The 22,084-nt window shown below is 64.9% G+C and carries 21 protein-coding genes; 10 read left to right on the top strand and 11 right to left on the bottom strand.

The annotated features are described in order from the left end of the window. Positions 1 to 9: 9 nt before the first annotated feature. Positions 10 to 1,188 (top strand): saccharopine dehydrogenase NADP-binding domain-containing protein, encoded by a 1,179-nt coding sequence (locus tag FJV43_RS00635; protein ID WP_239623893.1) that lies wholly within the window; start codon positions 10 to 12, stop codon positions 1,186 to 1,188. A gap of 214 nt (positions 1,189 to 1,402) precedes the next feature. Here the strand turns inward: FJV43_RS00635 and FJV43_RS00630 are convergent, their stop codons facing one another. Together FJV43_RS00630 and FJV43_RS00625 are read right to left on the bottom strand one after the other, a co-directional pair. Beyond that, positions 1,403 to 2,371, bottom strand: a complete 969-nt coding sequence (locus FJV43_RS00630) for an IS110 family transposase (protein WP_239621302.1) — start codon at positions 2,369 to 2,371, stop codon at positions 1,403 to 1,405. 296 nt (positions 2,372 to 2,667) lie between these two features. After that, positions 2,668 to 3,864: an FAD-dependent monooxygenase gene (locus tag FJV43_RS00625; RefSeq protein WP_239623892.1), complete on the bottom strand. Its 1,197-nt coding sequence runs from the start codon at positions 3,862 to 3,864 to the stop codon at positions 2,668 to 2,670. A gap of 148 nt (positions 3,865 to 4,012) precedes the next feature. Between FJV43_RS00625 and FJV43_RS00620 the strand changes: the two genes are divergently transcribed. After that, positions 4,013 to 4,483: a MarR family transcriptional regulator gene (locus FJV43_RS00620; RefSeq protein WP_239629796.1), complete on the top strand. Its 471-nt coding sequence runs from the start codon at positions 4,013 to 4,015 to the stop codon at positions 4,481 to 4,483. Here FJV43_RS00620 and FJV43_RS00615 read toward each other — a convergent pair. The 3 genes from FJV43_RS00615 to FJV43_RS00605 all read right to left on the bottom strand — a co-directional run bounded on the left by FJV43_RS00615 (position 4,458) and on the right by FJV43_RS00605 (position 8,699). Further along, entirely contained in the window at positions 4,458 to 5,708 is a 1,251-nt protein-coding gene (locus tag FJV43_RS00615) for an O-antigen ligase family protein (RefSeq protein WP_239623891.1), read from the bottom strand. The two genes, FJV43_RS00620 and FJV43_RS00615, sit on opposite strands and share 26 nt — an antisense overlap. A 188-nt stretch (positions 5,709 to 5,896) precedes the next feature. Continuing rightward, positions 5,897 to 7,447 (bottom strand): undecaprenyl-phosphate glucose phosphotransferase, encoded by a 1,551-nt coding sequence (locus tag FJV43_RS00610; protein WP_239623890.1) that lies wholly within the window; start codon positions 7,445 to 7,447, stop codon positions 5,897 to 5,899. A gap of 118 nt (positions 7,448 to 7,565) precedes the next feature. Next, positions 7,566 to 8,699, bottom strand: coding sequence for a glycosyltransferase family 4 protein (locus FJV43_RS00605; protein WP_239623889.1), 1,134 nt, complete (start codon positions 8,697 to 8,699; stop codon positions 7,566 to 7,568). 200 nt (positions 8,700 to 8,899) lie between these two features. Here FJV43_RS00605 and FJV43_RS00600 point away from each other — a divergent pair, with 200 nt between their 5' ends. After that, on the top strand, positions 8,900 to 11,185 hold the full coding sequence (locus tag FJV43_RS00600) for an exopolysaccharide transport family protein (protein ID WP_239623888.1): 2,286 nt from the start codon (positions 8,900 to 8,902) through the stop codon (positions 11,183 to 11,185). Positions 11,186 to 11,352: 167 nt separating this feature from the next. On the opposite strand, the gene FJV43_RS00595 is transcribed toward FJV43_RS00600, so the two are convergent. Further along, the gene (locus FJV43_RS00595) at positions 11,353 to 12,534 is read right to left on the bottom strand and encodes a GNAT family N-acetyltransferase (protein ID WP_239623887.1); all 1,182 of its coding nucleotides are present in this window, start codon (positions 12,532 to 12,534) and stop codon (positions 11,353 to 11,355) included. 129 nt (positions 12,535 to 12,663) lie between these two features. Between FJV43_RS00595 and FJV43_RS00590 the strand changes: the two genes are divergently transcribed. Next, entirely contained in the window at positions 12,664 to 13,710 is a 1,047-nt protein-coding gene (locus FJV43_RS00590) for a polysaccharide deacetylase family protein (RefSeq protein WP_239623886.1), read from the top strand. Here FJV43_RS00590 and FJV43_RS00585 read toward each other — a convergent pair. Continuing rightward, positions 13,707 to 13,928, bottom strand: a complete 222-nt coding sequence (locus FJV43_RS00585; RefSeq protein ID WP_028178822.1) for a DUF2842 domain-containing protein — start codon at positions 13,926 to 13,928, stop codon at positions 13,707 to 13,709. The two genes, FJV43_RS00590 and FJV43_RS00585, sit on opposite strands and share 4 nt — an antisense overlap. Before the next feature lie 93 nt (positions 13,929 to 14,021). On the opposite strand from FJV43_RS00585, the gene FJV43_RS00580 reads away from it, so the two are divergent. Continuing rightward, positions 14,022 to 15,104: a COX15/CtaA family protein gene (locus tag FJV43_RS00580; RefSeq protein WP_239623885.1), complete on the top strand. Its 1,083-nt coding sequence runs from the start codon at positions 14,022 to 14,024 to the stop codon at positions 15,102 to 15,104. 26 nt (positions 15,105 to 15,130) lie between these two features. On the opposite strand, the gene FJV43_RS00575 is transcribed toward FJV43_RS00580, so the two are convergent. The 4 genes from FJV43_RS00575 to FJV43_RS00560 all read right to left on the bottom strand — a co-directional run bounded on the left by FJV43_RS00575 (position 15,131) and on the right by FJV43_RS00560 (position 18,644). After that, the gene (locus tag FJV43_RS00575; protein WP_239623884.1) at positions 15,131 to 15,475 is read right to left on the bottom strand and encodes a hypothetical protein; all 345 of its coding nucleotides are present in this window, start codon (positions 15,473 to 15,475) and stop codon (positions 15,131 to 15,133) included. Between the two features lie 234 nt (positions 15,476 to 15,709). Next, on the bottom strand, positions 15,710 to 16,990 hold the full coding sequence (locus FJV43_RS00570; RefSeq protein ID WP_239623883.1) for an O-acetylhomoserine aminocarboxypropyltransferase: 1,281 nt from the start codon (positions 16,988 to 16,990) through the stop codon (positions 15,710 to 15,712). A 138-nt stretch (positions 16,991 to 17,128) separates the two neighbouring features. Beyond that, positions 17,129 to 17,713: a CoA-binding protein gene (locus tag FJV43_RS00565; protein WP_239623882.1), complete on the bottom strand. Its 585-nt coding sequence runs from the start codon at positions 17,711 to 17,713 to the stop codon at positions 17,129 to 17,131. A gap of 106 nt (positions 17,714 to 17,819) precedes the next feature. After that, positions 17,820 to 18,644, bottom strand: coding sequence for an enoyl-CoA hydratase (locus FJV43_RS00560; protein ID WP_239623881.1), 825 nt, complete (start codon positions 18,642 to 18,644; stop codon positions 17,820 to 17,822). A gap of 86 nt (positions 18,645 to 18,730) precedes the next feature. On the opposite strand from FJV43_RS00560, the gene FJV43_RS00555 reads away from it, so the two are divergent. The 5 genes from FJV43_RS00555 to FJV43_RS00535 all read left to right on the top strand — a co-directional run bounded on the left by FJV43_RS00555 (position 18,731) and on the right by FJV43_RS00535 (position 22,006). Next, positions 18,731 to 19,159: a PaaI family thioesterase gene (locus FJV43_RS00555; protein WP_061877809.1), complete on the top strand. Its 429-nt coding sequence runs from the start codon at positions 18,731 to 18,733 to the stop codon at positions 19,157 to 19,159. Positions 19,160 to 19,316: 157 nt separating this feature from the next. Further along, the gene (gene rplM, locus FJV43_RS00550) at positions 19,317 to 19,781 is read left to right on the top strand and encodes a 50S ribosomal protein L13 (RefSeq protein WP_011087726.1); all 465 of its coding nucleotides are present in this window, start codon (positions 19,317 to 19,319) and stop codon (positions 19,779 to 19,781) included. 1 nt (position 19,782) lies between these two features. After that, on the top strand, positions 19,783 to 20,262 hold the full coding sequence (gene rpsI / locus FJV43_RS00545; protein ID WP_028178828.1) for a 30S ribosomal protein S9: 480 nt from the start codon (positions 19,783 to 19,785) through the stop codon (positions 20,260 to 20,262). Positions 20,263 to 20,491: 229 nt separating this feature from the next. Further along, positions 20,492 to 21,712, top strand: coding sequence for a GGDEF domain-containing protein (locus tag FJV43_RS00540; protein ID WP_239623880.1), 1,221 nt, complete (start codon positions 20,492 to 20,494; stop codon positions 21,710 to 21,712). Positions 21,713 to 21,769: 57 nt separating this feature from the next. Next, the gene (locus FJV43_RS00535; RefSeq protein ID WP_131868128.1) at positions 21,770 to 22,006 is read left to right on the top strand and encodes a hypothetical protein; all 237 of its coding nucleotides are present in this window, start codon (positions 21,770 to 21,772) and stop codon (positions 22,004 to 22,006) included. Positions 22,007 to 22,084: the final 78 nt, after the last annotated feature.

Genomic DNA, 22,084 nt, shown 5'->3' with positions numbered 1-22,084 from the left:
AGGCCGACCATGAGCTCTGCGAAATTCGACATCGTCGTCTACGGCGCGACCGGTTTCACCGGCCAGCTCGTCGCCGAATATCTGGCGGCGCACTACAAGGACGACAAGTCCCTGACATGGGCGATGGCGGGCCGCAGCCTCGACAAGCTGAAATCGGTGCGCGATGCGATCGGTGCGCCCGCCGACACGCCGCTGATCGTGGCGGATGCGTCGGATGCGGCGTCGCTGAAGGCGATGGTCGCTCAGACGAGGTCGGTGATCACGACGGTGGGGCCGTACCAGTTCTATGGCGAGGACCTGCTCGCGGCCTGCGTCGCTGCGGGTGCGGATTATTTCGATCTCTGCGGCGAGCCGGTCTGGATGCGGCAGATGATCGACAAGTACGAGGCGGCGGCCAAGGCGAGCGGCGCGCGCATCGTGTTCTCCTGCGGTTACGACTCCGTGCCGTTCGAGCTCGGCACGTTCTTCGTGCAGGAGGAAGCCAGGCGCATGTTCGGCGCGCCGGCCGCGCGCGTGAAGGGCCGCGTGCGCGACATGCGCGGCACGCTGTCAGGCGGCACCGCGGCGAGTGCAAAGGCGACTTTCGATGCGGTCGCCAAGGACCTCAGCCTCGTTGCCATTCTCAACGACCATTTTGCGCTGACGCCTGATTTCACCGGCCCGAAGCAGCCCAAAGGCAACCGGGCGGCTTACGAGGAGGATCTGCAATCCTGGGCCGCGCCGTTCATGATGGCGCTGATCAACACCCGCAACGTCCATCGTTCCAACATGCTGATGGGCTTTCCCTACGGCAAGGACTTCGTCTACGACGAGATGGTCCTGACCGGTCCCGGAGAGAAGGGCGAAGCCAACGCCAAGCGCGTGATGGCGGTCAACGCCGAGAAGACCGGCCCGAATGCGCCGAAGCCGGGCGAAGGGCCGTCGAAGGAGGAACGCGAGAACGGCTTGTTCGATCTGCTCTACGTCGCGATCGCACCGGACGGACGCCAGGTTCGCGCCGGCGTCACCGGCGACCGCGATCCCGGCTACGGCTCGACTTCCAAGATGATCTCCGAATGCGCGATCTGTCTGCTGCGTGATGCGACGGATGTTCCGGGAGGCTTCTGGACGCCGGGCGCAGCGATGCAGCACAAGCTGATCAAGCGGCTGCAGGACAATGCGGGGCTGACGTTCAGGGTGGAGAGCTAGGTCGGCTCTCGTAGCAACCATTAAATAGCGGCCGTGTTTTGCGCCGTCCGGATCGCCTGCGTCTGCCATGATGACGCCGTGCTCGCGTCCGTCAAGGCGTGGCCTGGCGGCAGATCGGGTGATGTTGGGGCGAGCGACGGCCATCCTTGACGGACGCTACGCGCGACGTCATGAGGAGCCGTAGGTCGGGACGAAGAAGCGCGTCTCGGTCGAACTAAGAAGCAGGGAATGATCCTACCGGAGGTTCGCCGCACCACGGCGTGCCGCGAGCCACCACTGTGTTGGCGAAGATGAGCATCTTTCTGGCACAGGCAACGAGCGCCTGCTTGTGTTCCTTTCCAGCCGCAGTCAGCCGTTGATAGAGCTTGATGAGCTGCGGGTTCCATCGAAACGATGCGGCCAGTGAAGCCGTATAAAGGGCGCGGCGCAGCCGCTTTCGTCCGCCCTCGATATGCCGAACGCCTGACCGGTCGCCGCTGTCGTCGTCATAGGGCGCAAGGCCGGCGAGAGCGACAGCTTGCTCCCGCGTGATCTGGCCGATCTCAGGCAGACGCACCAGGATGGCCACGGCGGTCGGCAGCCCGATGCCGTCAACGCTGTTGATCAGGGCAAGTCTCTTGGCAAGGTCGGGATGCTTGCGGATCGAGGCGACCAGAGCCTTGAGTGCGACCCTCACGCGCTGCTCCAGGCGAGCGATATCCTCTTGCCAGAGCTTGTTGATCGCCGCATTGCGGCAGCTTTCGATCCTGTTTTTGAGGCGTGCAATATCCTCACCGATCTGATCGATCATGGTCAGCTGCTCGGCGAACGGCAGCAACCGGGGATCGGGAGCGGTATGGATCTTCCGCACCGCGGCGGTGCAGGTTGCGATAAGAGCGGCATCGATCTTATCGTTCTTGGCCCGTTGCAAGTGGAATGCGGCATAGGCTCGGACCTGAGCCGGCTGAAACACCACAACCACAAACCCCTTGCGTCGCAGTTCGGCGACGACAGCCTGTTCGTAACCGCCGCTCGCCTCGATGCCGACGCGTTTGATGCGATGCTGTCGCAGCCACGTCAGCAAAGCCTCATGGCCTTCCGCCGTGTTCGTCACCTGCAACTGCTCGCGGCTGCCCTCGATCGCCACATCGAGCTTCCGTTTGCCGGTATCGATCCCGGCACAGATCGTGGTATGCTTGGCCATCTTCGTCGATCCCTCCCTTGTTATGCGAACCTAAAGTTCGTTCAACCATTCGGGTCCCGATGAAGTGCCGATCGCGATCTTGCTACGTCTGACAGCCCTCAAGGCTTCGGTGGGTACCGATCCGATCGAACGGCGACCCAGCTCGGGCGGCCACCCGGGCTGGGCCATTCCTCACGGAACGGCTCAATATAACCAATCGGGCTAATACAAGGGTGGGCAAAGGCGCAATGCGCCGTGCCCACCATCTCTCAGTGGTGGGCATGTTGCGCTTTGCCCACCCTATGGCACCGTCTCTGTCACACCGCCCGCGCGTCATACGCGTACATGAACTCCATGCCTTTCGCCCCGAGCGGCAGCAGCCATTTCATCATCTGATTGCGTATCCACGCGCCGGTGGCGCTGAACTCGCGCTTGCTGTTGCCGTTGCGACGCGCCATCGCGACGATCTTCTCGGTGCGCGGACGGCGCTCGGCCTCGAAGGCCTGGAAGGTGGCGCCGAGCTCCTGGCCCTCCTGCATCAGCCGCGCAAGGCGCATCGCATCTTCGAGAGCCAGCGCGGCGCCCTGGCCGGCATGGGGGCTGGTCGCATGCGCGGCGTCCCCGATCAGCAGCGAACGCTTGCGCGACCAGGTCGGTAGGGTTGCGACGTCGAGCGTGTCGGTGACGACGATGTTCTCGGCGGCCTCGATGATATCGGGAATCGGATCGTGCCAGCCGCGGTGGAAGCCGCGCAGACGCTGCTTCAGCGCGGCGTGATCGAGCGCGCGGAACATCGCAGCGTCCATGCCGTGCGCGGGCTGGGTGCTCCACCACATCACCCCGTCGGTCGGATCGGGGCTGCAATAGCCGTAGCCGAAGAAGCCGCTCTGGCCGAACGTGGTCTCGACGTGCCGGCCGATCGGCCTGCGGGCGAGGACGGCGTGCGGCACGAAGCCGCCGAAGCCGATCAGTCCGGTGTTGAACGGCTGTGGCCCGTCCGGAATTACCTGGCGGCGCACGACCGAGTGCACGCCGTCGGCGCCGATCAGGAAGTCGCCTTCCGCGGTGGTGCCGTCGGCGAAGTAGGCGATGATCGGCTGGTCGCCGCGATCCTCGATCTTGATCAGGCGCTTCTCGAAATAAAGCGAGACGCAGGCGCACCAGGCCTTGTCGATCAGGATCTCGTTCAGCGTGGCGCGGGAGATGTTGACGGCCGGCTGGCCGAAGCGCCGGGCCATGTCGCGGTTGATCGAGCCGAGTTTCTCGCCGTCCTGCGAATAGAAGTCGAAGGCTTCCGCGACCGAGCCGCGGCTGATCAATTCGTTCGCAAGCCCGATCTCCTCCAGGACATGCATGCCGTTCGGCGCGATCTGAAGGCCGCCGCCGATGCCTTTCGAATAAGGCCAGGCCTCGTAGATCGCGGACTCGATGCCGGCGCGGCGCAGCAGGATCGCGACGACGGGCCCGGCGATGCCGGCGCCGATGATCAGGGCCCTGCGGGGACGGTGGGTCATGGCTTGCTCCCGACTTTTCCATGGTGCTAGGGAGAAATTACGGTTACTAAATCTCTTAGTAACTAAGATATAAACCGAGTAAGAGAAGAGGCCGATCTTGTCAAGGACGAAGGGGCGCGCGGCATTGCTGCAGGAGCTGGAGGAAGCGATGCGCAGGTCGTCCGCGCAGGGCGTGCTCTACGGCCAGACCGTTGCCAACGTTGCCGGAATTGCCAATTCCGACCTTGAATGCATGGACATCCTGTATCTCGAAGGCCGTGTCACCGCGGGCCGGCTCGCCGAAGTCACCGGCCTGACGACTGGTGCCATCACCGGCGTGGTCGATCGGCTCGAAAAGGCCGGCCTGGTGCGTCGTGAGCGGGACGAGAAAGACCGCCGCAAGGTGTTCATTTCCGTCGTACCGGAGAAGGCCATGAAGATCGGTGAGCTCTATGTGCCGATGCAGCAGGCGATGGAGAAGGTTTTCGGCGCCTATTCAGACGAGGAACTGCGCTTGCTGCTGCGCTTCGCCAATGAGGGCTACAAGGGCGTGCTGACGGCAACCGAGGCGCTCAAGAGTTTGCTCGATACGCCGCCGGAGAAGCGGCCGGCACTCAAGCTGAAGAAGCTTCGTCGCTAGCGGTTTTGATCTTGTAGGCCTGCGCGGCCGCGATCATGCCCCACATCGCGCCCAGCATCATCCAGAAGTGCCGCCAGTGATCGGTGTCGATCACGAAGCTTTCGCCGACGGTGCCGAGGAACGCGGAGAAGACCGCGAGATAGGCGCGCTGCCATGGCACGCGGACGAAGATGTGCCGGAAGCCCATGATGACGGTGGTGAAGACCAGCGCGGGATAGCACACGCCGGAAAGCCAGCCGCCGGACATGAAGGCGTTCAGGTAGGAGTTGTGGGTGTCCTCGGGGAAGTAGCGGTGGAATTGCAGGGGGCCGATGCCGAACGGCAGGTCGAGCGCCATCTCCGCGCCTAGGATGTGCCGGCCGAACCGGCCGAAGCGGCCTTCGTCATAGCTCTGATCGAAGCTCGCGCGCTGCTTGAACATCTCGGCGGTGGAATCGAACGACAGCAGCACCGCGATCAGCGCGAGGCCCAGCACCGCGGCGACGATCGCCATGACGATGATGCGCGAGCGCTGCGCATTGGTGCGGCTGGTCAGCACCATCAGCGCCAGCATGAAGGCGGAGGTCAGCACCAATCCGCCCCAGGCGGCGCGGGAGAAGGCGAGCAGGATCGCCAGCGACATGAGGCCGAAGGCGACGACGTTGCGCAACGCCTTGGCCAGCCTGTCCGAGACCACGCTCTGGAGCGCGAACAGCGCCGGCAGGATCAGGAAGGCGCCGAGCACGTTGGGGTCCTTGAACGTGCCGCGCGCGCGTCCGTAGAGCGTCAGGAGGTCGTTGCCGCCGGGAACGAGGTGGAAGTAGCCGGCGACCGCCAACAGCGAGGCAACCATCGCGCCGACCACGAGCCCGCGGCGGAGCATGTCGAGCCGGGCCGCCGTGTCTTCCGAGGTGACCATCGCGAAGAACACCACCGTCACCGCCATGTACCAGGAAGTCGCGATCCAGGTCACCACCGCGGACTGCTCGAACAGCGGGATCGCGCTGATGGTGTAGCCGACATTGAGCAGGACCAGCATCAGTACGAGCGGAATCAGCACGAGCCGCAGGCGCAGGCCGGTGGCGAAGAATGTGACGGTGGCGAACAGCGTCGCGATCTCGTACGGGCTCGGCTCGATGAAGACGATCGCGCCGGAGGCGCCGACCAGCCACACCAGCGCGCGCTGCAGCGCCAGCACGCCGGGCGCAGCCAGTTTCACTCCATCGGCTGTCGCCGCATACGCCATCACATGCTCATACGTTTACGCAACTCGTACACCACAACTTCCGCTGTCATGCTCCGCGAAAGCGGGGCATCCAGTACTCCGAGCCATTCGTGGCAGTTCTCGCTGCCAGTGGGTACTGGATCGCCCGGTCCTAGTGCGCAACTGCGCACTGGCCGGGCGATGACAGCGTGTCTTCGGTGGTCGCAAACTCAATACGCGTTCTCGTTCTTGGTCAGCAGCGAGATCGGCGTCTTCAGGAGGATGTAGAGGTCGAACAGCACCGACCAGTTCTCGATGTAATACAGGTCAAACTCGACGCGCTTCTGGATCTTCTCTTCATTGTCGATCTCGCCGCGCCAGCCGTTGATCTGGGCCCAGCCGGTAATGCCCGGCTTGACGCGGTGGCGGGCGAAATAGCCGTCGACGGCTTCGTCGAACAGACGGCTCTGGAGCTTGCCCTGCACCGCATGCGGACGCGGGCCGACCAGCGAGAGATTGCCGGCGAACACCACGTTGAAGAGCTGCGGCAGTTCGTCGAGGCTCGTCTTGCGGATGAAGCGGCCGACGCGGGTGACGCGCGGATCGTTCTTGGTCACGACCTTCGATGCGGTCGGGTCGGCCTGATGGTGGTACATCGAGCGGAATTTGTAGACGTCGATGCGTTCGTTGTTGAAGCCGAAACGCTTCTGGCGGAACAGCACCGGGCCGGGGCTGTCGAGCTTCACCGCCAGCGCCACCAGTCCCATCACCGGCAGCGCTGCGAGCAGCGCGAGGCTGCCGACGAGGCGGTCGAACAGCCACTTCATCACCAGATCCCAGTCGGTGATCGGTGCCTCGAACACGTCCAGCGTCGGCACCTCGCCGAGATAGGAATAGGAGCGGGGACGGAAGCGCAGCTTGTTGGTGTGCGCGGACAGGCGAATGTCGACCGGCAGCACCCAGAGCTTCTTCAGCATCTCCAGGATGCGCGTTTCCGCCGAGATCGGTAGCGCGAACAGCACGAGGTCGACGCGGGTGCGGCGGGCGAACTCGACGATGTCGTCGACCTTGCCGAGCTTGCGTGCGCCGGCGCAGGTGTCGAGCGCTCGGCTGTCGTTGCGGTCGTCGAACACGCCGAGCACGTGGATGTCGGAGTCTTCCTGCGCCTTCAACGCCTCGACCAGCTGCTCGCCGTTGCTGTCGGAGCCGACGATGATGGTCCGGCGGTCGAGCCGGCCCTGGCGCGCCCAGCCACGCACCAGCGCGCGCAGCAACAGACGCTCGGCAATCAGCGTGGCGAGTCCGAGGAAGTAGAAGGCGGCAAGCCAGAGCCGCGAGATTTCGCTGCCGTACTTGGCGAAGAAGGAGATGCCGATGAACAGCAGGAAGACGAACGACCAGGACGAGATCATCCGGGTCATCTGCCGGAGCTGACCACGGAACAGCTGGACCTGGTAGATGTCGGCGGCCTGGAAGCAGACCACGGCGGCGACCGCGACGGCGACGACCTCGGCGGGATAGATCCAGCTGAAGGCGCCGGAGAGCGGCATGACATAGCCGACATAGAGCGCAATGCCGACGAGGCTCAGCAGCATGAAATCGGCCAGACGGACGAAACCGGCGATCACGACCGGCGAATAGGCGCGGGCGACCTTCTGGTTGACCACGTCGAGCGCGGCAGCTGAGAGCCGGCGACGGCGCTCCACGAAGGGCTGGTCAGCAGGTTTTGCCGCGGCACTGGTCGCGGCATCGAGCATCGAGCGTGCGTTGAGCGGTTCCACGGGCGTCCACGTCCATTCCAAAGCCCGCGGCACGGCGTTGAGCGCCCGGGCGAGCATCCCCTGGACCTTGGACTATCGAACAAATCGGAAGATTCTCTAAAGCGGGACTTAAGAATGGTTAGTGTTCGGTAAATGCGTCGCGATAGCCGGCGAGCACGCCATCGACCATCGCGGCTTGCGAGAAATGTGCGGAGATGCGTTCCCGCAAGGTGGCCGCGCGCTGCGCGGTCGTTTGCGGATCGTCCAGCGCCGCGGCGATCGCCTCCGCCATGGCCTCGGGATTGCTCGGTGCAAACAAAGCGGGGCTGTCGGCGCCGAAGATCTCGGGAATGCCGCCGATGCGGGACGCGATCATCGGAATACCGGCGGCACCCGCCTCGATCACAACGTAAGGCATGGAATCGCCGCGCGAGGGGACGACCAGCAGCCGCCCCTTGGAGAAGCCGTAGCGCGGCTTGACGTGGCCGATGAAGCGGATGGCGCCGGAGAGGCCGAGCCTCTCGACCTGCGCTTTCAGCGTCGCCGTTTCCTCGCCGTCGCCGCCGAGCGTCAGCGTGACCTTCCTGCCGCCCGCATGCAGCTGCGCCACGGCATCGACCAGCAGATCCGCGCCCTTGATGTGCCTGAACTCGCCGACATAAGCGAGGTCGGTGGCATCGTCGGCCGTTACGACCGGCTCGAACTCCTCGGGGGTGACACCATTGAAGACGCAGCGCACCACGCCCTTGGGCGTGCCGACGATGCGTTGATAGGTGTCGCGGGCAAATGCGCTCTCGAACAGGAACAGGTCGGTCGAATCCATCAGCGCGCGCTCGAGCCGTGCGTAGAACTCGCCCTTGAGGGTGTTGAGGGGATAATGCAGCGAACCGCCATGCGGGGTGTAGATGCGGATGGTGTCGTCGGAGCGCCGCCGCATGCGGATGAAGGCGCCGGCCTTGGCGCCATGGCCGTGCATCACGTCGGGCTTGAGCGTGGCGATCAGGCGCCTCATGCGAAGCCATACCAGGACATCGTCGGGCGACGGCTCGCGGCGGATCGCGAGCCGGTGCACGCCGAGCTTCAGCCGAGGCGCGAGCTCGGCAAGCGCCTTGTCGGCGCGCTCCCCGCCGGTGAGGCTGTCGGCGAGAATGCCGACATGATGGCCGCGGTCGACCTGGCCGTTGGCGACGTCGAGGATGTGGCGGAAGATGCCCCCGACCGGAGCACGCACGGCGTGCAGGATGCGAAGTGGCCGGTCGGGAGAAGGGGACATGATAGAAACCAGCTCGCCGGCGACTGCCGAACAATTCTCACGAAATAATCGTGAGAGATTAAGGGTCCTCGTGGTTAACAAACGGTGACGAGCGCGCGTGGCCGGCCGCCGTCCGTCGCGATTAACCCAGCGGCAACCTTAATGGAGTGTAATCGCCCCGGTTGAGGTAGAGTCGCAGCGTTGCCCTGCGGGAGTGTTCGATGCGTTTAGCGTTCTGGCGTGACAGCAAGGCCAAGGCGGTGATCGAGCGGGCAGTCTCGAAATCCAGACCCAAGCCTGCGCCCAAGGTCGAGGCCAAGATCGAGCCCAAGATCGAAGCCGAGGTTGAAGCGGGCCCTGCGCCTGTCGTCGCGAAGCAGGCACAAGTCGAATCCGGCGACATCGACCTGCGCGCGCTTGGAGCGGCATTGGCGCGCAAGCGCAGCTGGATCATCGTGCCGACGGTGCTGGCGCTCGTTGCGTCCCTTGCTGTCGTCAATCTCGTCACGCCGCGCTACAAGTCTGAAGCCCGCATCCTGATCGACGGCCGCGAGAACGTGTTCCTGCGCCCGAACAGCGACCGCACCGAGGAGCGACAGGCGCTCGACGCCGAGGCCGTCACCAGCCAGGTGCAGCTGGTGTTGTCGCGCGATCTCGCGCGGGAGATCATCAGGAAGAACAAGCTTGCGGAACGCCCCGAATTCGATCCGGTGCTGCAAGGCGTCTCGCCTCTGAAGTCGCTTGCCGCGCTCATCGGTATCGCCCGCGATCCGTTCTCGATGACGCCGGAAGAGCGCGTGCTCGATGCCTATTACGAACGCCTCCAGGCCTACGCGGTCGACAAGTCGCGCGTGATCGTGATCGAATTCCAGTCCGCCGATTCCGAGCTTGCCGCCCGCGTCGCCAATTCGATCGCCGACGGCTATCTCGTGCTCCAGCAGAGCGTGCGCCAGGAGCAGGCCAAGAACGCCAGCCAGTGGCTGGCCGGCGAGATCGAGAGCCTGCGCAAGAAGGTCTCGGACGCCGAGGCGAGGGTCGAGGACTTCCGTTCCAAGTCGAGCCTGTTCGTCGGGACCAACAACACCACGCTGTCGAACCAGCAGATGGGCGAGGTGAACACCCAGCTCAACAATGCGCGCTCGATGAAGGCGGATGCGGAATCCAAGGCCCGGCTGATCAAGGAGATGCTCCAGACCGGCAAGCCGATCGAGGCATCCGAGGTCGTGAACTCCGAATTGATGCGCCGGCTGTCGGAGCAGAGGGTGACCCTGCGCGCGCAGCTCGCCGAACAGTCATCCACGCTGCTCGGCAATCACCCGCGGATCAAGGAGCTGAAGGCGCAGCTTGGCGACCTCGACAATCAGATCCGCGACGAAGCGGCCAAGATCTCGCGCTCGCTCGAAAACGACGCCCGGATCGCCAGCGGCCGGGTCGATGGCCTGACCGTGAGCCTCGAGCAGCTCAAGAAGCAGGCGGCCTCGACCAACGGCCAGGATGTCCAGCTCCGCGCCCTGGAGCGCGAAGCAAAGGCGCAGCGCGATCTGCTCGAGACCTATCTGGCCAAGTACCGCGAAGCCAATACCCGCGAAACCATCGATACCGCGCCGACGGACGGCCGCATCATCTCGCGCGCCATCGTCTCGAACACGCCGGCCTATCCGAAGAAGCTGCCGATCGTGCTGATCGCGACCATCGCGACGCTGCTGCTTTCGTCCGGTGTCGTCGTCACCGGTGAGCTGTTGCGTCAGACTGCGCCACGCGCGGCAGCCGTGTTCACCCCGGCGGCGGTTCGGCGGGAGCCGGCGGTGGCTCGGCAAGACTTGGTGGTGGAGCCGGTCGTCGAACCCGTCACGGAAGAGCCGGCACCGCTTCAGCCGGAGATCACGGTCGATGCCGCTGTGACCGAGTTCACCGAGATCGAGCACCTCGCCGACCGCCTGCGTGCCGCGGGCGCGGCGGCGAAGAAGGTCACGGTGCTCGGCACTGCGCCCGGCGAAGCCATCACGCTGTCGACGTTGACGCTCGCCCGGCACCTGGCGCGCGATGCCCGCGTCGTCGTCGTCGATCTCGCCGCGTCCTCGCCGATCATTGCCGCGGTGTCCGTCGATGCTTCGGCGCCGGGCCTCGCCGAGCTGATGCAGGGCGAGGCCTCGTTCGCCCAGATCATCACCCGCGACAAGCTCTCGCGGCTGCATCTGGTCATGGCCGGCCGTCCCGGCTTCGACCGCAGCCTGCTGCAATCGCCGCGCGTGGCGCTCGCGATCGACGCGCTGCTGCGCGCCTACGACCACGTGCTGATCGATGCCGGCAGCGCCTCCGATCTTCCGGCCGAACTGCTGACGGCGCATGCCCGCGCCGTCGTGGTGCCGGATGCGTCGATGGCAGCTGATGCCCGCACGCTGATGTGCGAGCAGCTGAGGGAGGTCGGCTTCAGCGAGGTGACGATGCTGAGCAAGCCGGTGCAGCCGTCGGATGCGATGGAAGCGCCGCGCGTCGTGGCGGCGTAGGCCCTCTATACTGGCGCGAAACGGGTGAGGGGGCTCTCTCCACGAGCTCGGAATCGTAGGGTGGGCAAAGGCGCACTTGCGCCGTGCCCACCACCTATCAACGCTTGCGGCGGACATGGTGGGCACGCTTCGCTTTGCCCACCCTACGATACTGCGCAGTTCGGCGCTTACCCGAACGCCTGCCGCAGCCGTCGGGCCATATCGAACAGCATCTGGTTTTGCTTCACCAGCCGCTTGCCGTGGCTGAGCGAGGACATCGCCATCGCCGCGAGCTTGCCGCGGGAGGTCAGGGGCACGAAGCTGTCGAAAATGTCCTCGTCGTCCTTGCAGAACATTCGCTTGTAGTCGTCCGAGCCGATGCCGAGGTCGAGCGAGCGGTAGCCGTGTTCGGCACAGCGATCGATGATGTAGCGCATCAGGATCAGGCCCGGGCTGTAGCGGGCGTGCTCGGACATCGTGTAGGTGTTGAACATCATCGAGAAGCGCTTGCCGTCGGCGACACCGGCGAAGATCGCGATCACCTCCTCGTCGCATTCCAGCGCATGGATGTCGATGACGCGGCCTTCATCGCGCGGCGCAAGGCAGGCGCTGCGGACGAACTGTTCGACGCCGGGCTCGGCGAAGACGTTCGGGAGCTTCTGTTCCGCCATCCGCACCGGCTTGACGCGGAAGAACCAGTCGAGCAGGCGGGTGATGTCTGCGTCCGACGTGGCCAGGTGATAACGATAGCCGGCGAGCGACTGAAGCTTCTTTTCCTTGCTCTTGAGGCGGCGCCGGAGCGAATTGCTGATCCGCGATGCCGGCGGGCCGCCAGGCTCCATCACCAGCCGCGGACAGCCGTTGATCGCGCTCTGTCGCGGCAGCAGCGCAAACGGGTTCTGCTGGTCGTGCCAGCGCCGCGGCTGCTGCGTCAGCACGAGCACGTCGACATGCTCACGCAGCGGCGCAAGCAGTGCGTCGAGATCGGCGAGGGCGGCCTGTGCCGCGAACTCGGCGTTCCACAGTCCCATGTTGAAGGTCGTATGCTTGCCGCCCATGAAGCAGGCCGTGCGCACGCCGTGGCTTTGGCGTTGCGAGAGCGGCAGCAGCAGCAGCGGGTGGCGCTCGGTGTCGCGGGCGATCACGATGAACGGCCGGGCGCCTTCATGGGCGCCCACCAGGCGTTGCCACGGGTCGAGCAGGTCGAAGCGCTGGTAGGGCGTGAAGAGATGGCCGTTCGCCTCGAAAGCACGCCAGATCGCCTCGGCCTCGGCGAGATCGGTGACGATATCGACCTGCGCGATACGGCTCGCTTTCGACCGCGCTGGCGCTTCTGCCGTCCGGCTTTGCATCGCCGCAGCCATGGTCATTCGCGAAACCTGTCGAGAAATCTAAAATACGTATTTCGGCCTGTGGCCGACCTTTGCAAACAAAGGTCAACAAAGGGTAATGACGATGGGAGAGGGGAACGGGCGCCGGCGAGCGCGAAGGGTGGGAATTTGGCATCCGACGACAGATGGCTGGAACGGCTGCGCCTCGAACTGGCCTGGTTCACTGGCCGGGCCATGCTGCACAGTCGCGGTGCCGGCGTCATCCTGCGCTTTGCGCATGTGCGGCCGCGGCGGCGCGGATTTCAGCCGCTGCGCGCGAACGAGATCACGCCGCAATTTCTTGACCGCGCGATTCGCGCGCTGAAGCGGTGGAGGTACGATTTCCTCGGCATGGACGAGGTCTGCCGGCGCGCCGTGACGCTGCCGGAGAAGCGTCGCTTCGTGGCGCTGACCTTCGATGGTGCGCCCAAGGACCTCATCAACTTCGCCTATCCGCTGCTAACGCGCCATGCCGTACCTTTCACGATCTATGTGCCCACCGCCTTTCCCGACGGCGTCGGCGAAGCCTGGTGGCTCGGTCTCGAACAGGTGATCGCGCGCGAGAGCCGGATCAGTCTGATGATGGGCGACAGGGAGCAGCGTTTCACGGTCACCGACAATGCCGAGAAGCAGGCGCTGTTTTCGTATCTGGAGAGCTGGCTGCGCTCGTTGCCGCCCGCGGACCTGTCGGCCGCGATTGCCGATCTCTGCACGCGCTACAGGATCGACCTTGCCACGCTCTCGCGCGAGGCGTCGATGGATTGGGAGGACCTGGCGCAACTGGCCGCCGATCCGCTCGTGACGATCGGCAGCGCGACCGTCAACTATCCCGTTCTCGCCAACATGAAGGATGCCGCCGCGCTGCGCGAGATGACGATGGGCAAGGCCGTCGCGGAAGCGGCCTTCCGCCGCGAGATCAGGCATTTCGCTTTCCCGTTCGGCGATCGCTCTTCGTTTCGGCGCAGCCACGTCGTGATGGCGGAGGAGGCCGGATTTGCCAGCGCGGTGTCGACGATCCCGGGCATCGTGGACGCGGAGGGGCGCACCAATCTGCGCGCGCTGCCGCGGATTTCCTGGGACGGACGGGTGCGTTCGCTGCGGATGATGCGCGTGCTGGCGTCGGGCGTCGCCTTTGCGCCGGTGAAACCGACGGGCAGCGTGATGGGCCAGACTTAACGCGTGGACTTGACGCGGTCGGGCCGCTGCATCCAGCTCACGATCGGCATCGCGGGCAGCACCCAGCCCATGCCGACCACGACATAGTAGATCGCCTGCCGCCAGCCGGACTCGGCGATCCACGGCATCTGCGCGGCCGCCATGCCGAGCAGGGCCCATACGGTGGCCAGCACCAGGAGCAGGATGGCGCCGAGGAACTTGCGGGTGCGGATCGTCATGGCGGGAGCTTGCTGCTTTCGCGTAACTTGCACTGAGGGAGCGGGGGACTATAAGGGGCACGCAGTCCGGTTCAAGCTTGGTTTTTGTCCCGAATGACGACGATTTCCACCCCGTCCGAGCCGCATCGCGCCGTGCGCTGGTGGCTGATCGCCGTGGCCGCGCTGATCGCACTGATGGTGCTGGTTGGTGGTGCGACGCGGCTGACGGAATCCGGCCTCTCGATCGTCGAATGGAAGCCGGTCACGGGCAGTGTTCCCCCGCTCTCGGAGGCGCAATGGACCGAAGCATTCGAGGCCTACAAGAAGATCCCGCAATATCGCGAGCTCAACGCCGGCATGAGCCTGTCCGAGTTCAAGGAGATCTTCTGGTGGGAGTGGAGCCACCGGCTGCTCGGGCGGTTCATCGGTATCGCTTATCTCTTGCCGTTCCTGTTCTTCCTCTGGCGCGGCGGCCTGTCGGGCGAGTTGAAGCGGCGGCTGTGGCTGCTGTTCGCGCTCGGCGGTCTGCAGGGTGCGGTCGGCTGGTGGATGGTCGCCTCGGGCCTGACCGGGCGGGTCGAGGTCTCGCAATATCGGCTGGCGACACATCTGGTTCTCGCGCTTCTGATCTTCGCCGGGATCGTCTGGACGGTGCGGCGGCTCAAAGAGCGGCCGCAGATCTCGGCGCCGGCACGGCTGCGGCTCACGAGCGCGCTGCTTCTCGTCGTGACCTTCGTGCAGATCTATTTCGGCGCGCTGGTCGCGGGCCTGCGCGCCGGGCGCGTCTACAACACCTGGCCGCAGATCGACGGCGCGTTCATCCCGTCGGCGGAGCGGTTGTGGTTCGAGACGCCGTGGTGGCGCAACATGTTCGACAACGTGCTGACCGTGCAGTTCGAGCACCGCATGACCGCCTATCTGCTGGTCGCGCTGGCGGCGCTGCACGCAGTCGACGCGGTGCGCTCGCGCGCAGGGTCGGCGGCGAGCGGCGCGCTGTGGCTGTTTGCGGCCGTGAGCCTGCAGGCTGTGCTCGGCATCCTCACGCTGCTCAACCAGGTGCCGATCGATCTCGCGCTCGCCCACCAGGCGGTCGCGATCGTGGTGTTGACGCTTGCGGTGATGCAGGTCGAACGGCTGGCGCCGCGACAATCAGCGCAGGCACAGCCGCGCGCGGTTCCGGTCAGTCAGCCCGGCTGATCGCCGTGAGCCCGGCTGATCAGGGATCAGCAATAGCCGTAAACGCCGCACGCGTAGGGCAGGCGCCAGAAATAATCGACCTGCTTCCCGCCGTAATACGCGCCCTGATAATCGTAGCTCCAGGGGCGGCCGTAATAGCCCGGCAGCGCGTGTGAGCCCGGCAGCAGCGGCGTGCCCGGCAGGTTGCGGATGTAGCTGCCGATGCCATAGGCTGGCGAGATCAGCGCATCCGGATCGGTTTCGACATAGACCTGCGGCGGATCCTGCGGCGGCACGGCGGCGCGCCGCTTCAGTGTCGCCGGCAGGTCGGCGGCCAGCGCGCCTGAAACCGTCAGCATCGCCGCAAGGGCAGGCACCATCCAGCGCAGCATCGTCGGCTCCGAATCAAAGGGGCGATCCAAGGACGATGTATGCGGCCGATATGGTTAATGACTGTTAACTGGCGGTCGTCAAAGCGACCGTCATTCAGGGGCGGCGCGAAGCACCGAGCTATGGTGCGCAATTGCGCACCTGAGAATCTCGAGCTTGTGATGCTACGTCGAGGTTCCCCGGTGCGCAATTGCGCACCTGAGGTTCACGCTTCGCGCGCCCCGGAACGACAGCGACTACGCCCCCAGCGCCTGTTCCAGATCCGCGATCAGGTCTTCCTTGTCCTCGATGCCGACCGAGAGCCGCACCACGTCGGGGCCGGCGCCGGACTTGATCTTGGCGGCGTCGTCGAGCTGGCTGTGCGTGGTCGAGGCCGGATGGATCACGAGCGAGCGGGTGTCGCCGACATTGGCCAGGTGCGAGAACAGCTGCAGTTTCGACACCAGGCTGACACCGGCGTCATAGCCGCCCTTCAAGCTGAAGGTGAACACCGCGCCAGCGCCCTTCGGCGCATATTTGCGGGCGAGCTGGTTGTACTTGTCGCTCGGAAGGCCGGCATAGCTGACCGAGGCCACCGCCGGATGGCCGGCGAGGAATTCGGCAACCGCCTTGGCGTTGTCGCAGTGCTTCTGCATGCGCAGCGGCAGCGTCTCGATTCCCGTGAGGATCATGAATGCATTGAAGGGCGACAGCGCCGGTCCGAGGTCGCGCAGGCCGAGCACGCGGCAGGCGATCGCGAAGGCGAAATTGCCAAAGGTCTCCTGGAGGCGGATGCCGTGATATTCCGGGCGCGGCTCCGAGAGCATGGGGTATTTGCCGCCCGCGGACCAGTCGAAGGTGCCGGCGTCGACGATGATGCCGCCGAGCGAGTTGCCGTGGCCGCCCAGGAATTTCGTCAGCGAGTGCACGACGATGTCGGCGCCGTGGTCGATCGGGCGGATCAAATAGGGCGAAGCCAGCGTGTTGTCGACGATCAGCGGCACACCCGCTTTGCGCGCGACCGTCGAGATCGCCTCGATGTCGGTGATGCTGCCGGCGGGGTTGGCGATGGACTCGATGAAGATGGCTTTCGTGCGCGGCGTCACCGCGCGCTCGAAGCTCGCGATGTCGTCGGGATCGGCCCATACCACATTCCAGCCGAAACTCTTGAAGGCGTGCGTGAACTGGTTGATCGAGCCGCCATAGAGCTTTCGCGCGGCGATGAACTCGTCGCCGGGCTGCATCAATTGCTGCAACACCACGACCTGCGCAGCATGGCCCGAGGCCACTGCAAGCGCGGCCGTGCCGCCCTCAAGCGCGGCGACGCGCTCTTCGAGCACGGCATTGGTCGGGTTGCCGATGCGGGTATAGATGTTGCCGAACGCCTGCAGGCCGAACAGCGAGGCGGCATGGTCGGCGTCGTTGAAGACGAAGGACGTCGTCTGATAGATCGGCGTTGCGCGCGCACCGGTGGTGGGGTCGGGCTGTGCACCGGCATGCACGGCAAGAGTCGCAAATCCCGGAAGGCGATCGCTCATTTGGGCGTCCTGTTTCTCGTGGTCTGAAATCGCGCGGCATGCTGATCGGCGACGCGCTCGCCGTCAAGGCGCGGCTTCACATCGGAATGATCGTGCTGCGCATTGTCGCGTTCGCGAAAGAAATCCTTCGCAAGTGCGTCAGCTCTGTTCGCTCTTGTTTTTCGCGGCGCGATCCGATGCAGCGGTTTCGCCGCCGCCGACACTCATCCGATTGAGGGATAGCCGCATGCCCTGCGTCGGTGCCGGCGCCCGCTTCGAACTGAGCGTGCGCGAATTCACCCCCATCCAGGAGATTTCGGACGACAGCCGGCCATACTCGATCTTCGGGCAGCGGTTCATGACCACCTTGATGCCGACCGACTCCGCTTTTGCCGCCGCGGCATCGTCGCGTGCGCCGAGTTGCATCCAGATCACCTTCGGCAACGGATCGAGCGTGAGCGCCTCTTCGACGACGGGCATGATGTGGCTGGAATTGCGAAAGATGTCGATCATGTCGACGGGACGGCCGAGGTCGGAGAGCGAGGCGACGAACGGCTTTCCGAGCAGCTCCTTGCCGACATGGCCGGGGTTGATCGGGATCATGTCGTAACCGCGCTGCGCCAGATATTTGAACGCGAAATAGCTCGGCCGCACGTTGACCGGCGAGGCGCCGACCATCGCGATCGACTTCACGCTGTTGAGGATGCCGCGGATGTAATTGTCGGGATAGGCGTCGTGGTTCATGGCTCGTCTTTTTCCCTGTCATTGCGAGGAGCGAAGCGACGAAGCAATCCAGTCTGTCGCAGAGGAGGGATTTCCTGATTGCTTCGCTTCGCTCGCAATGACGATTTCACTCATCCCGCCATGTCGGCGTGCGCTTCTCGATGAAGGCGCCGATGCCTTCCTCGGCGTCGCGCGCCATCATGTTCTCGGTCATCACCTCTGCCGCATAGCGATAGGCGTCTGCAAGGCTCATCTCGGCCTGGCGGTAGAACGCTTCCTTGCCGAGCTTGATCGTGTAGGCGGATTTCAACGCGACCTTCTGCGCCAGCGCAATCGCGGCCTCGCGCTCGGTGCCGGCGGGGACGACGCGATTGACGAGCCCGATCTCGCGGGCACGCGCGGCCGGAATAGGCTCGCCCGTCAGCAGCATCTCCATCGCCTGCTTGCGCGGCACGTTGCGCGACAGCGCCACCATCGGCGTCGAGCAGAACAGGCCGATGTCGACGCCGGGCGTCGCAAAGCTCGCTGCCTCGGAGGCGATCGCGAGATCGCAGCTCGCCACGAGCTGGCAGCCGGCCGCGGTCGCGATGCCCTGGACGGCGGCGACCACCGGCTTTGGCAGCTGCACGATCGCCTGCATCATCGCACTACAGGCGTTCATCATCTCGGCGAAGAAGGCGCGGCCGCGATCCGGATCGGTGCGGCGTGCGGTGAGCTCCTTCATGTCGTGGCCGGCGGAGAATGCGGGGCCGTGGGCCGCGATCACCACGCCGCGGACGGCCTTGTCGTCGCGGATCTCATGGAGCTCGGCATGCAGGCTCGCGATCATCGCCTCCGACAGGCTGTTGCGCGCGGCCGGGCGGTTGAGCGTCAGGACCGCGATGGCGCCGATCGTCTCGCGCAGCAGGATCTGTGGTTGCGGGGAGGGGGTGCGGGCGGCCTGGACGGACATTGACGCGATTTCCGCTAAATGATTGCAATTGGATGACGCAGATAACTTAATGTAACAGAGCAAGCGAAGCGAGGGTGGGGAACGGTATGGCGGTAGCGAGGATGAGCGTGGCGGAGCTTGAGCTGTTCCTCCGTGATGAATTTCCCCAGGCCTTCAGCGGTGACGACATCACGATCGAGAGCGCGGACGGCCAGACCTGCCTCCTGCGCCAGCGCTACAGCGAACGGATGCTGCGGCCGGGTGGAACCGTGTCGGGCCCGACGCTGATGGCGCTCGCCGATTTCGCGATGTACGTGGTGCTTTTGTCGGCGATCGGGCCGATCGGGCTCGCGGTCACCACCAACCTCAACATCAATTTCCTGCGCAAGGGCCAGCCCGGGCAGGACGTGCTGGCGGAGGCGCGGCTGCTCAAGCTCGGCAAGCGCCTCGCGGTCGGGGAAGTGAACCTGCTGTCGGGAACCTCACCCGACCCGATTGCCCATGTCACCTCCACCTATTCCATTCCAAATGTTTGATGTTTTTGCAGGTAATATAGTACCATATTTGTAAGTATCTGATTTTACGAATGTAATTTCCGTCGCTGGGCATTGACCGTGGCGCGTCTCTTCTCTAGAACCCGCGCAGTCCGGTGCGGTGTTCGCGCCGATGCTCCCCGTCCACGGAAACTCTGACATGAAAACCTTTTCGGCAAAGCCGGCTGAGGTGACGAAGAAGTGGGTGCTGATCGACGCCAAGGGTCTGGTCGTCGGCCGTCTCGCCACCATCGTCGCCATGCGCCTGCGCGGCAAGCACCTCCCGACCTACACCCCGCACGTCGATTGCGGCGACAACGTCATCATCATCAACGCGCAGCATGCGGTCCTCACCGGTCGCAAGCGCGAGCAGAAGACCTATTACAAGCACACCGGCTATGTCGGCCACGTCAAGGAGCGCACCGCGCGCCAGATCCTCGAGGGCAAGCATCCGGAGCGCGTGCTCGAGAAGGCCGTCGAGCGCATGATTCCGCGTGGCCCGCTCGGCCGCGTGCAGATGGGCAACCTGCGTGTCTACGGCGGGGCCGATCATCCGCACGAGGCGCAGCAGCCCGAGAAGATCGACATCGCCAAGTTGAACCGCAAGAACACGAGGGCCGCATAACATGGCCGAATCCATCCAGTCGCTCGACCAGCTCTCGCAGCTCAAGACGGCGGCAGCGCCCGAGGCGCCCAAGCACGAGAAGAAGGTCGACAAGTTCAACCGCGCCTATGCCACCGGCAAGCGTAAGGACGCGGTCGCCCGCGTCTGGATCAAGCCGGGCGCCGGCAAGGTCACCGTCAACTCGCGCGAGGTCGAAGTCTATTTCGCCCGTCCCGTGCTGCGCATGATGATCGAGCAGCCGTTCTCGGTGGCGCAGCGTTCGGGCCAGTACGACGTGATCTGCACCGTCGCCGGCGGCGGCCTGTCCGGCCAGGCCGGCGCGGTCCGTCACGGCATCTCGAAGGCGCTCACCTATTTCGAGCCGGAGCTGCGCGGCGTGCTCAAGAAGGGCGGCTTCCTCACCCGCGACTCGCGCGTGGTCGAGCGCAAGAAGTACGGCAAGGCCAAGGCCCGCCGGTCCTTCCAGTTCTCGAAGCGTTAATCGCTTTTGTCGCATTCGCCGCGAAAGCGGCTTCAATGAGATGCAAAAGGGCGCTGATTTCAGCGCCCTTTTTGCTGTTCGTTTGTATGCAAATTGACGGCGTGTTTCCCGAAAACTTGGGCACCGGCGAAAACCTGAATGGAACCCGCCAGACATAGCGTCGCATTCGGAAGGGCGCGCAAATCGGATGTGCCGATCGCGTAACTGCTATGTTCTAGAGGGGGCCGACATGATGTCGCTCGATAGCATCACGCTCTATTTGGTCGCCACCATGGTCGCCGCACTGCTCGGCGCCATGATGGTGTTTTTCGGCAAGCAGGAGAACAGCCCAGCGCTGAAATGGTGGGGCACCGCCTATCTGCTCGGTGCCGCCTCGGTCGCGCTGTGGACCGCGGCGGGCGACAGGCTGGGCCCCCATATTTACCTTGCGCTGAACGCTGTCGGTTTCGTCGCCTGCGGCATGGTGTGGAATGCGGCGCGCGTCTTCCACGGCCGCAAGCCGAACTGGCCCGGTCTCGTGCTTGGTGCGCTCGCCTGGATCACTGCTGCGACGCTGCTCGATCCTGCCGCGTCCATGCTGCGCATGCTCCTCGGTGCCGGTATCGTCTCGATCTATGCGGCGCTGACCGCGAGCGAGCTCTGGGTCGAGCGGCGCAAGAGCCTGCAACGGCGCTGGCCCGCCTTCGTGGTGCCGGTGATGCACGGCTGCGTGTTGATGCTGCCGATCCTGATCGGCAGCTTCCTGCGTCCGCACGATGCTGGCTTTTCATCGAGCATCTGGGTGACCGTGTTCGCGGTCGAGCTCGTGCTCTACGCCGTCGGCACCGTGTTCGTGATCTTCATGCTGGTGTCGGAGCGCACCGTCACCGCGCACCGGACCGCGGCGTCCACCGATCCTTTGACCGGCATGCTCAATCGCCGCGGCTTCTCGGAAGCCTGCGCACGCGTGATCGAGCGCGAGGCCAAGGCCGGGCGGCCCGTGACCGTGATGATCTTCGACATCGACCACTTCAAGTCGATCAACGACCGCTTCGGCCATCCCGCCGGCGACGAGATGCTGAAGCTGTTCTCCACCGTCGTCGTCAGCAATTTGCGCATCTCCGATCTCTCGGGACGCATCGGCGGCGAGGAGTTCGCCGCGCTCCTGCCGTGTTCGCTGGAGGAGGGCGTGCTGGTCGCCGAGCGCGTGCGCGAAGCGTTCGAGACCTCCGGCGTCGTGGTCGACGAGGGCCCGGTCGACACCACGGTCAGCATCGGCGTCGCCGGCGGTCCGGCCGGCACCGAGCTCGAAGTGCTGCTGGCCTCGGCCGACACCGCGCTCTACCAGGCCAAGCGCGGCGGCCGCAACCGCGTCGAGGCGGCCGAGGAGCTGCCACTGTCGCTGGAGAACTGGCGCCGCCAGAGCGCGGCACGGATCGGCGCGCCGCAGGCGCGTCCAGCCACGGCCTGACTCGCAGGGGCGTTGCGGTAATCCTCTGTTTACCGTTCGATTCCTACCATTGCGGTCATGGAATCGATCCGTCGACAGAATCCGCAAATCACCCTGATGTCGCTCGAAGCAGCCGCGGCGTCCGCACGCGGCGGCTTCGCCTGTCTCTTCTCGACCGCCGACGAATACGAGACGGCGCTGATCGCCGAGCGTCGCGCGCAGGGGCGCTATGGCCAGCACCGCAGCTATTGGCCGTTCGCGATGTTCGTCGGTTGCGTGTTCATCGTTGCGGGCACCGTTCTGCTGCTCGCCTGACAGGCCTGCATTCAAGAGACCTGCATATTCCAGGGACCGAGGCGCCGTTTTCGGCGCCTTTTTCTTTGTCGCCGTCTG

Origin of the sequence: Bradyrhizobium sp. I71 (genome assembly GCF_022354745.1) — a bacterium.
In the GTDB taxonomy this organism is placed as follows: domain Bacteria; phylum Pseudomonadota; class Alphaproteobacteria; order Rhizobiales; family Xanthobacteraceae; genus Bradyrhizobium; species Bradyrhizobium liaoningense.
This window is presented reverse-complemented; position numbering and strand designations above follow the sequence as displayed.

What these genes read in the sequence shown, in the direction of transcription:
- FJV43_RS00595 (WP_239623887.1), bottom strand. Translation starts at nt 12,534, where the DNA reads ATGACCATGGCTGCGGCGATGCAAAGCCGGACGGCAGAAGCGCCAGCG.
- FJV43_RS00585 (WP_028178822.1), bottom strand. Translation starts at nt 13,928, where the DNA reads ATGACGATCCGCACCCGCAAGTTCCTCGGCGCCATCCTGCTCCTGGTG.
- FJV43_RS00575 (WP_239623884.1), bottom strand. Translation starts at nt 15,475, where the DNA reads ATGCTGCGCTGGATGGTGCCTGCCCTTGCGGCGATGCTGACGGTTTCA.
- FJV43_RS00620 (WP_239629796.1), top strand. Translation starts at nt 4,013, where the DNA reads ATGCGCAGGTCGTCCGCGCAGGGCGTGCTCTACGGCCAGACCGTTGCC.
- FJV43_RS00580 (WP_239623885.1), top strand. Translation starts at nt 14,022, where the DNA reads ATGACGACGATTTCCACCCCGTCCGAGCCGCATCGCGCCGTGCGCTGG.
- FJV43_RS00570 (WP_239623883.1), bottom strand. Translation starts at nt 16,990, where the DNA reads ATGAGCGATCGCCTTCCGGGATTTGCGACTCTTGCCGTGCATGCCGGT.
- FJV43_RS00560 (WP_239623881.1), bottom strand. Translation starts at nt 18,644, where the DNA reads ATGTCCGTCCAGGCCGCCCGCACCCCCTCCCCGCAACCACAGATCCTG.
- rplM (WP_011087726.1), top strand. Translation starts at nt 19,317, where the DNA reads ATGAAAACCTTTTCGGCAAAGCCGGCTGAGGTGACGAAGAAGTGGGTG.
- FJV43_RS00615 (WP_239623891.1), bottom strand. Translation starts at nt 5,708, where the DNA reads ATGGCGTATGCGGCGACAGCCGATGGAGTGAAACTGGCTGCGCCCGGC.
- FJV43_RS00555 (WP_061877809.1), top strand. Translation starts at nt 18,731, where the DNA reads ATGGCGGTAGCGAGGATGAGCGTGGCGGAGCTTGAGCTGTTCCTCCGT.
- FJV43_RS00540 (WP_239623880.1), top strand. Translation starts at nt 20,492, where the DNA reads ATGATGTCGCTCGATAGCATCACGCTCTATTTGGTCGCCACCATGGTC.
- FJV43_RS00600 (WP_239623888.1), top strand. Translation starts at nt 8,900, where the DNA reads ATGCGTTTAGCGTTCTGGCGTGACAGCAAGGCCAAGGCGGTGATCGAG.
- FJV43_RS00625 (WP_239623892.1), bottom strand. Translation starts at nt 3,864, where the DNA reads ATGACCCACCGTCCCCGCAGGGCCCTGATCATCGGCGCCGGCATCGCC.
- FJV43_RS00630 (WP_239621302.1), bottom strand. Translation starts at nt 2,371, where the DNA reads ATGGCCAAGCATACCACGATCTGTGCCGGGATCGATACCGGCAAACGG.
- FJV43_RS00565 (WP_239623882.1), bottom strand. Translation starts at nt 17,713, where the DNA reads ATGAACCACGACGCCTATCCCGACAATTACATCCGCGGCATCCTCAAC.
- FJV43_RS00605 (WP_239623889.1), bottom strand. Translation starts at nt 8,699, where the DNA reads ATGTCCCCTTCTCCCGACCGGCCACTTCGCATCCTGCACGCCGTGCGT.
- rpsI (WP_028178828.1), top strand. Translation starts at nt 19,783, where the DNA reads ATGGCCGAATCCATCCAGTCGCTCGACCAGCTCTCGCAGCTCAAGACG.
- FJV43_RS00535 (WP_131868128.1), top strand. Translation starts at nt 21,770, where the DNA reads ATGGAATCGATCCGTCGACAGAATCCGCAAATCACCCTGATGTCGCTC.
- FJV43_RS00635 (WP_239623893.1), top strand. Translation starts at nt 10, where the DNA reads ATGAGCTCTGCGAAATTCGACATCGTCGTCTACGGCGCGACCGGTTTC.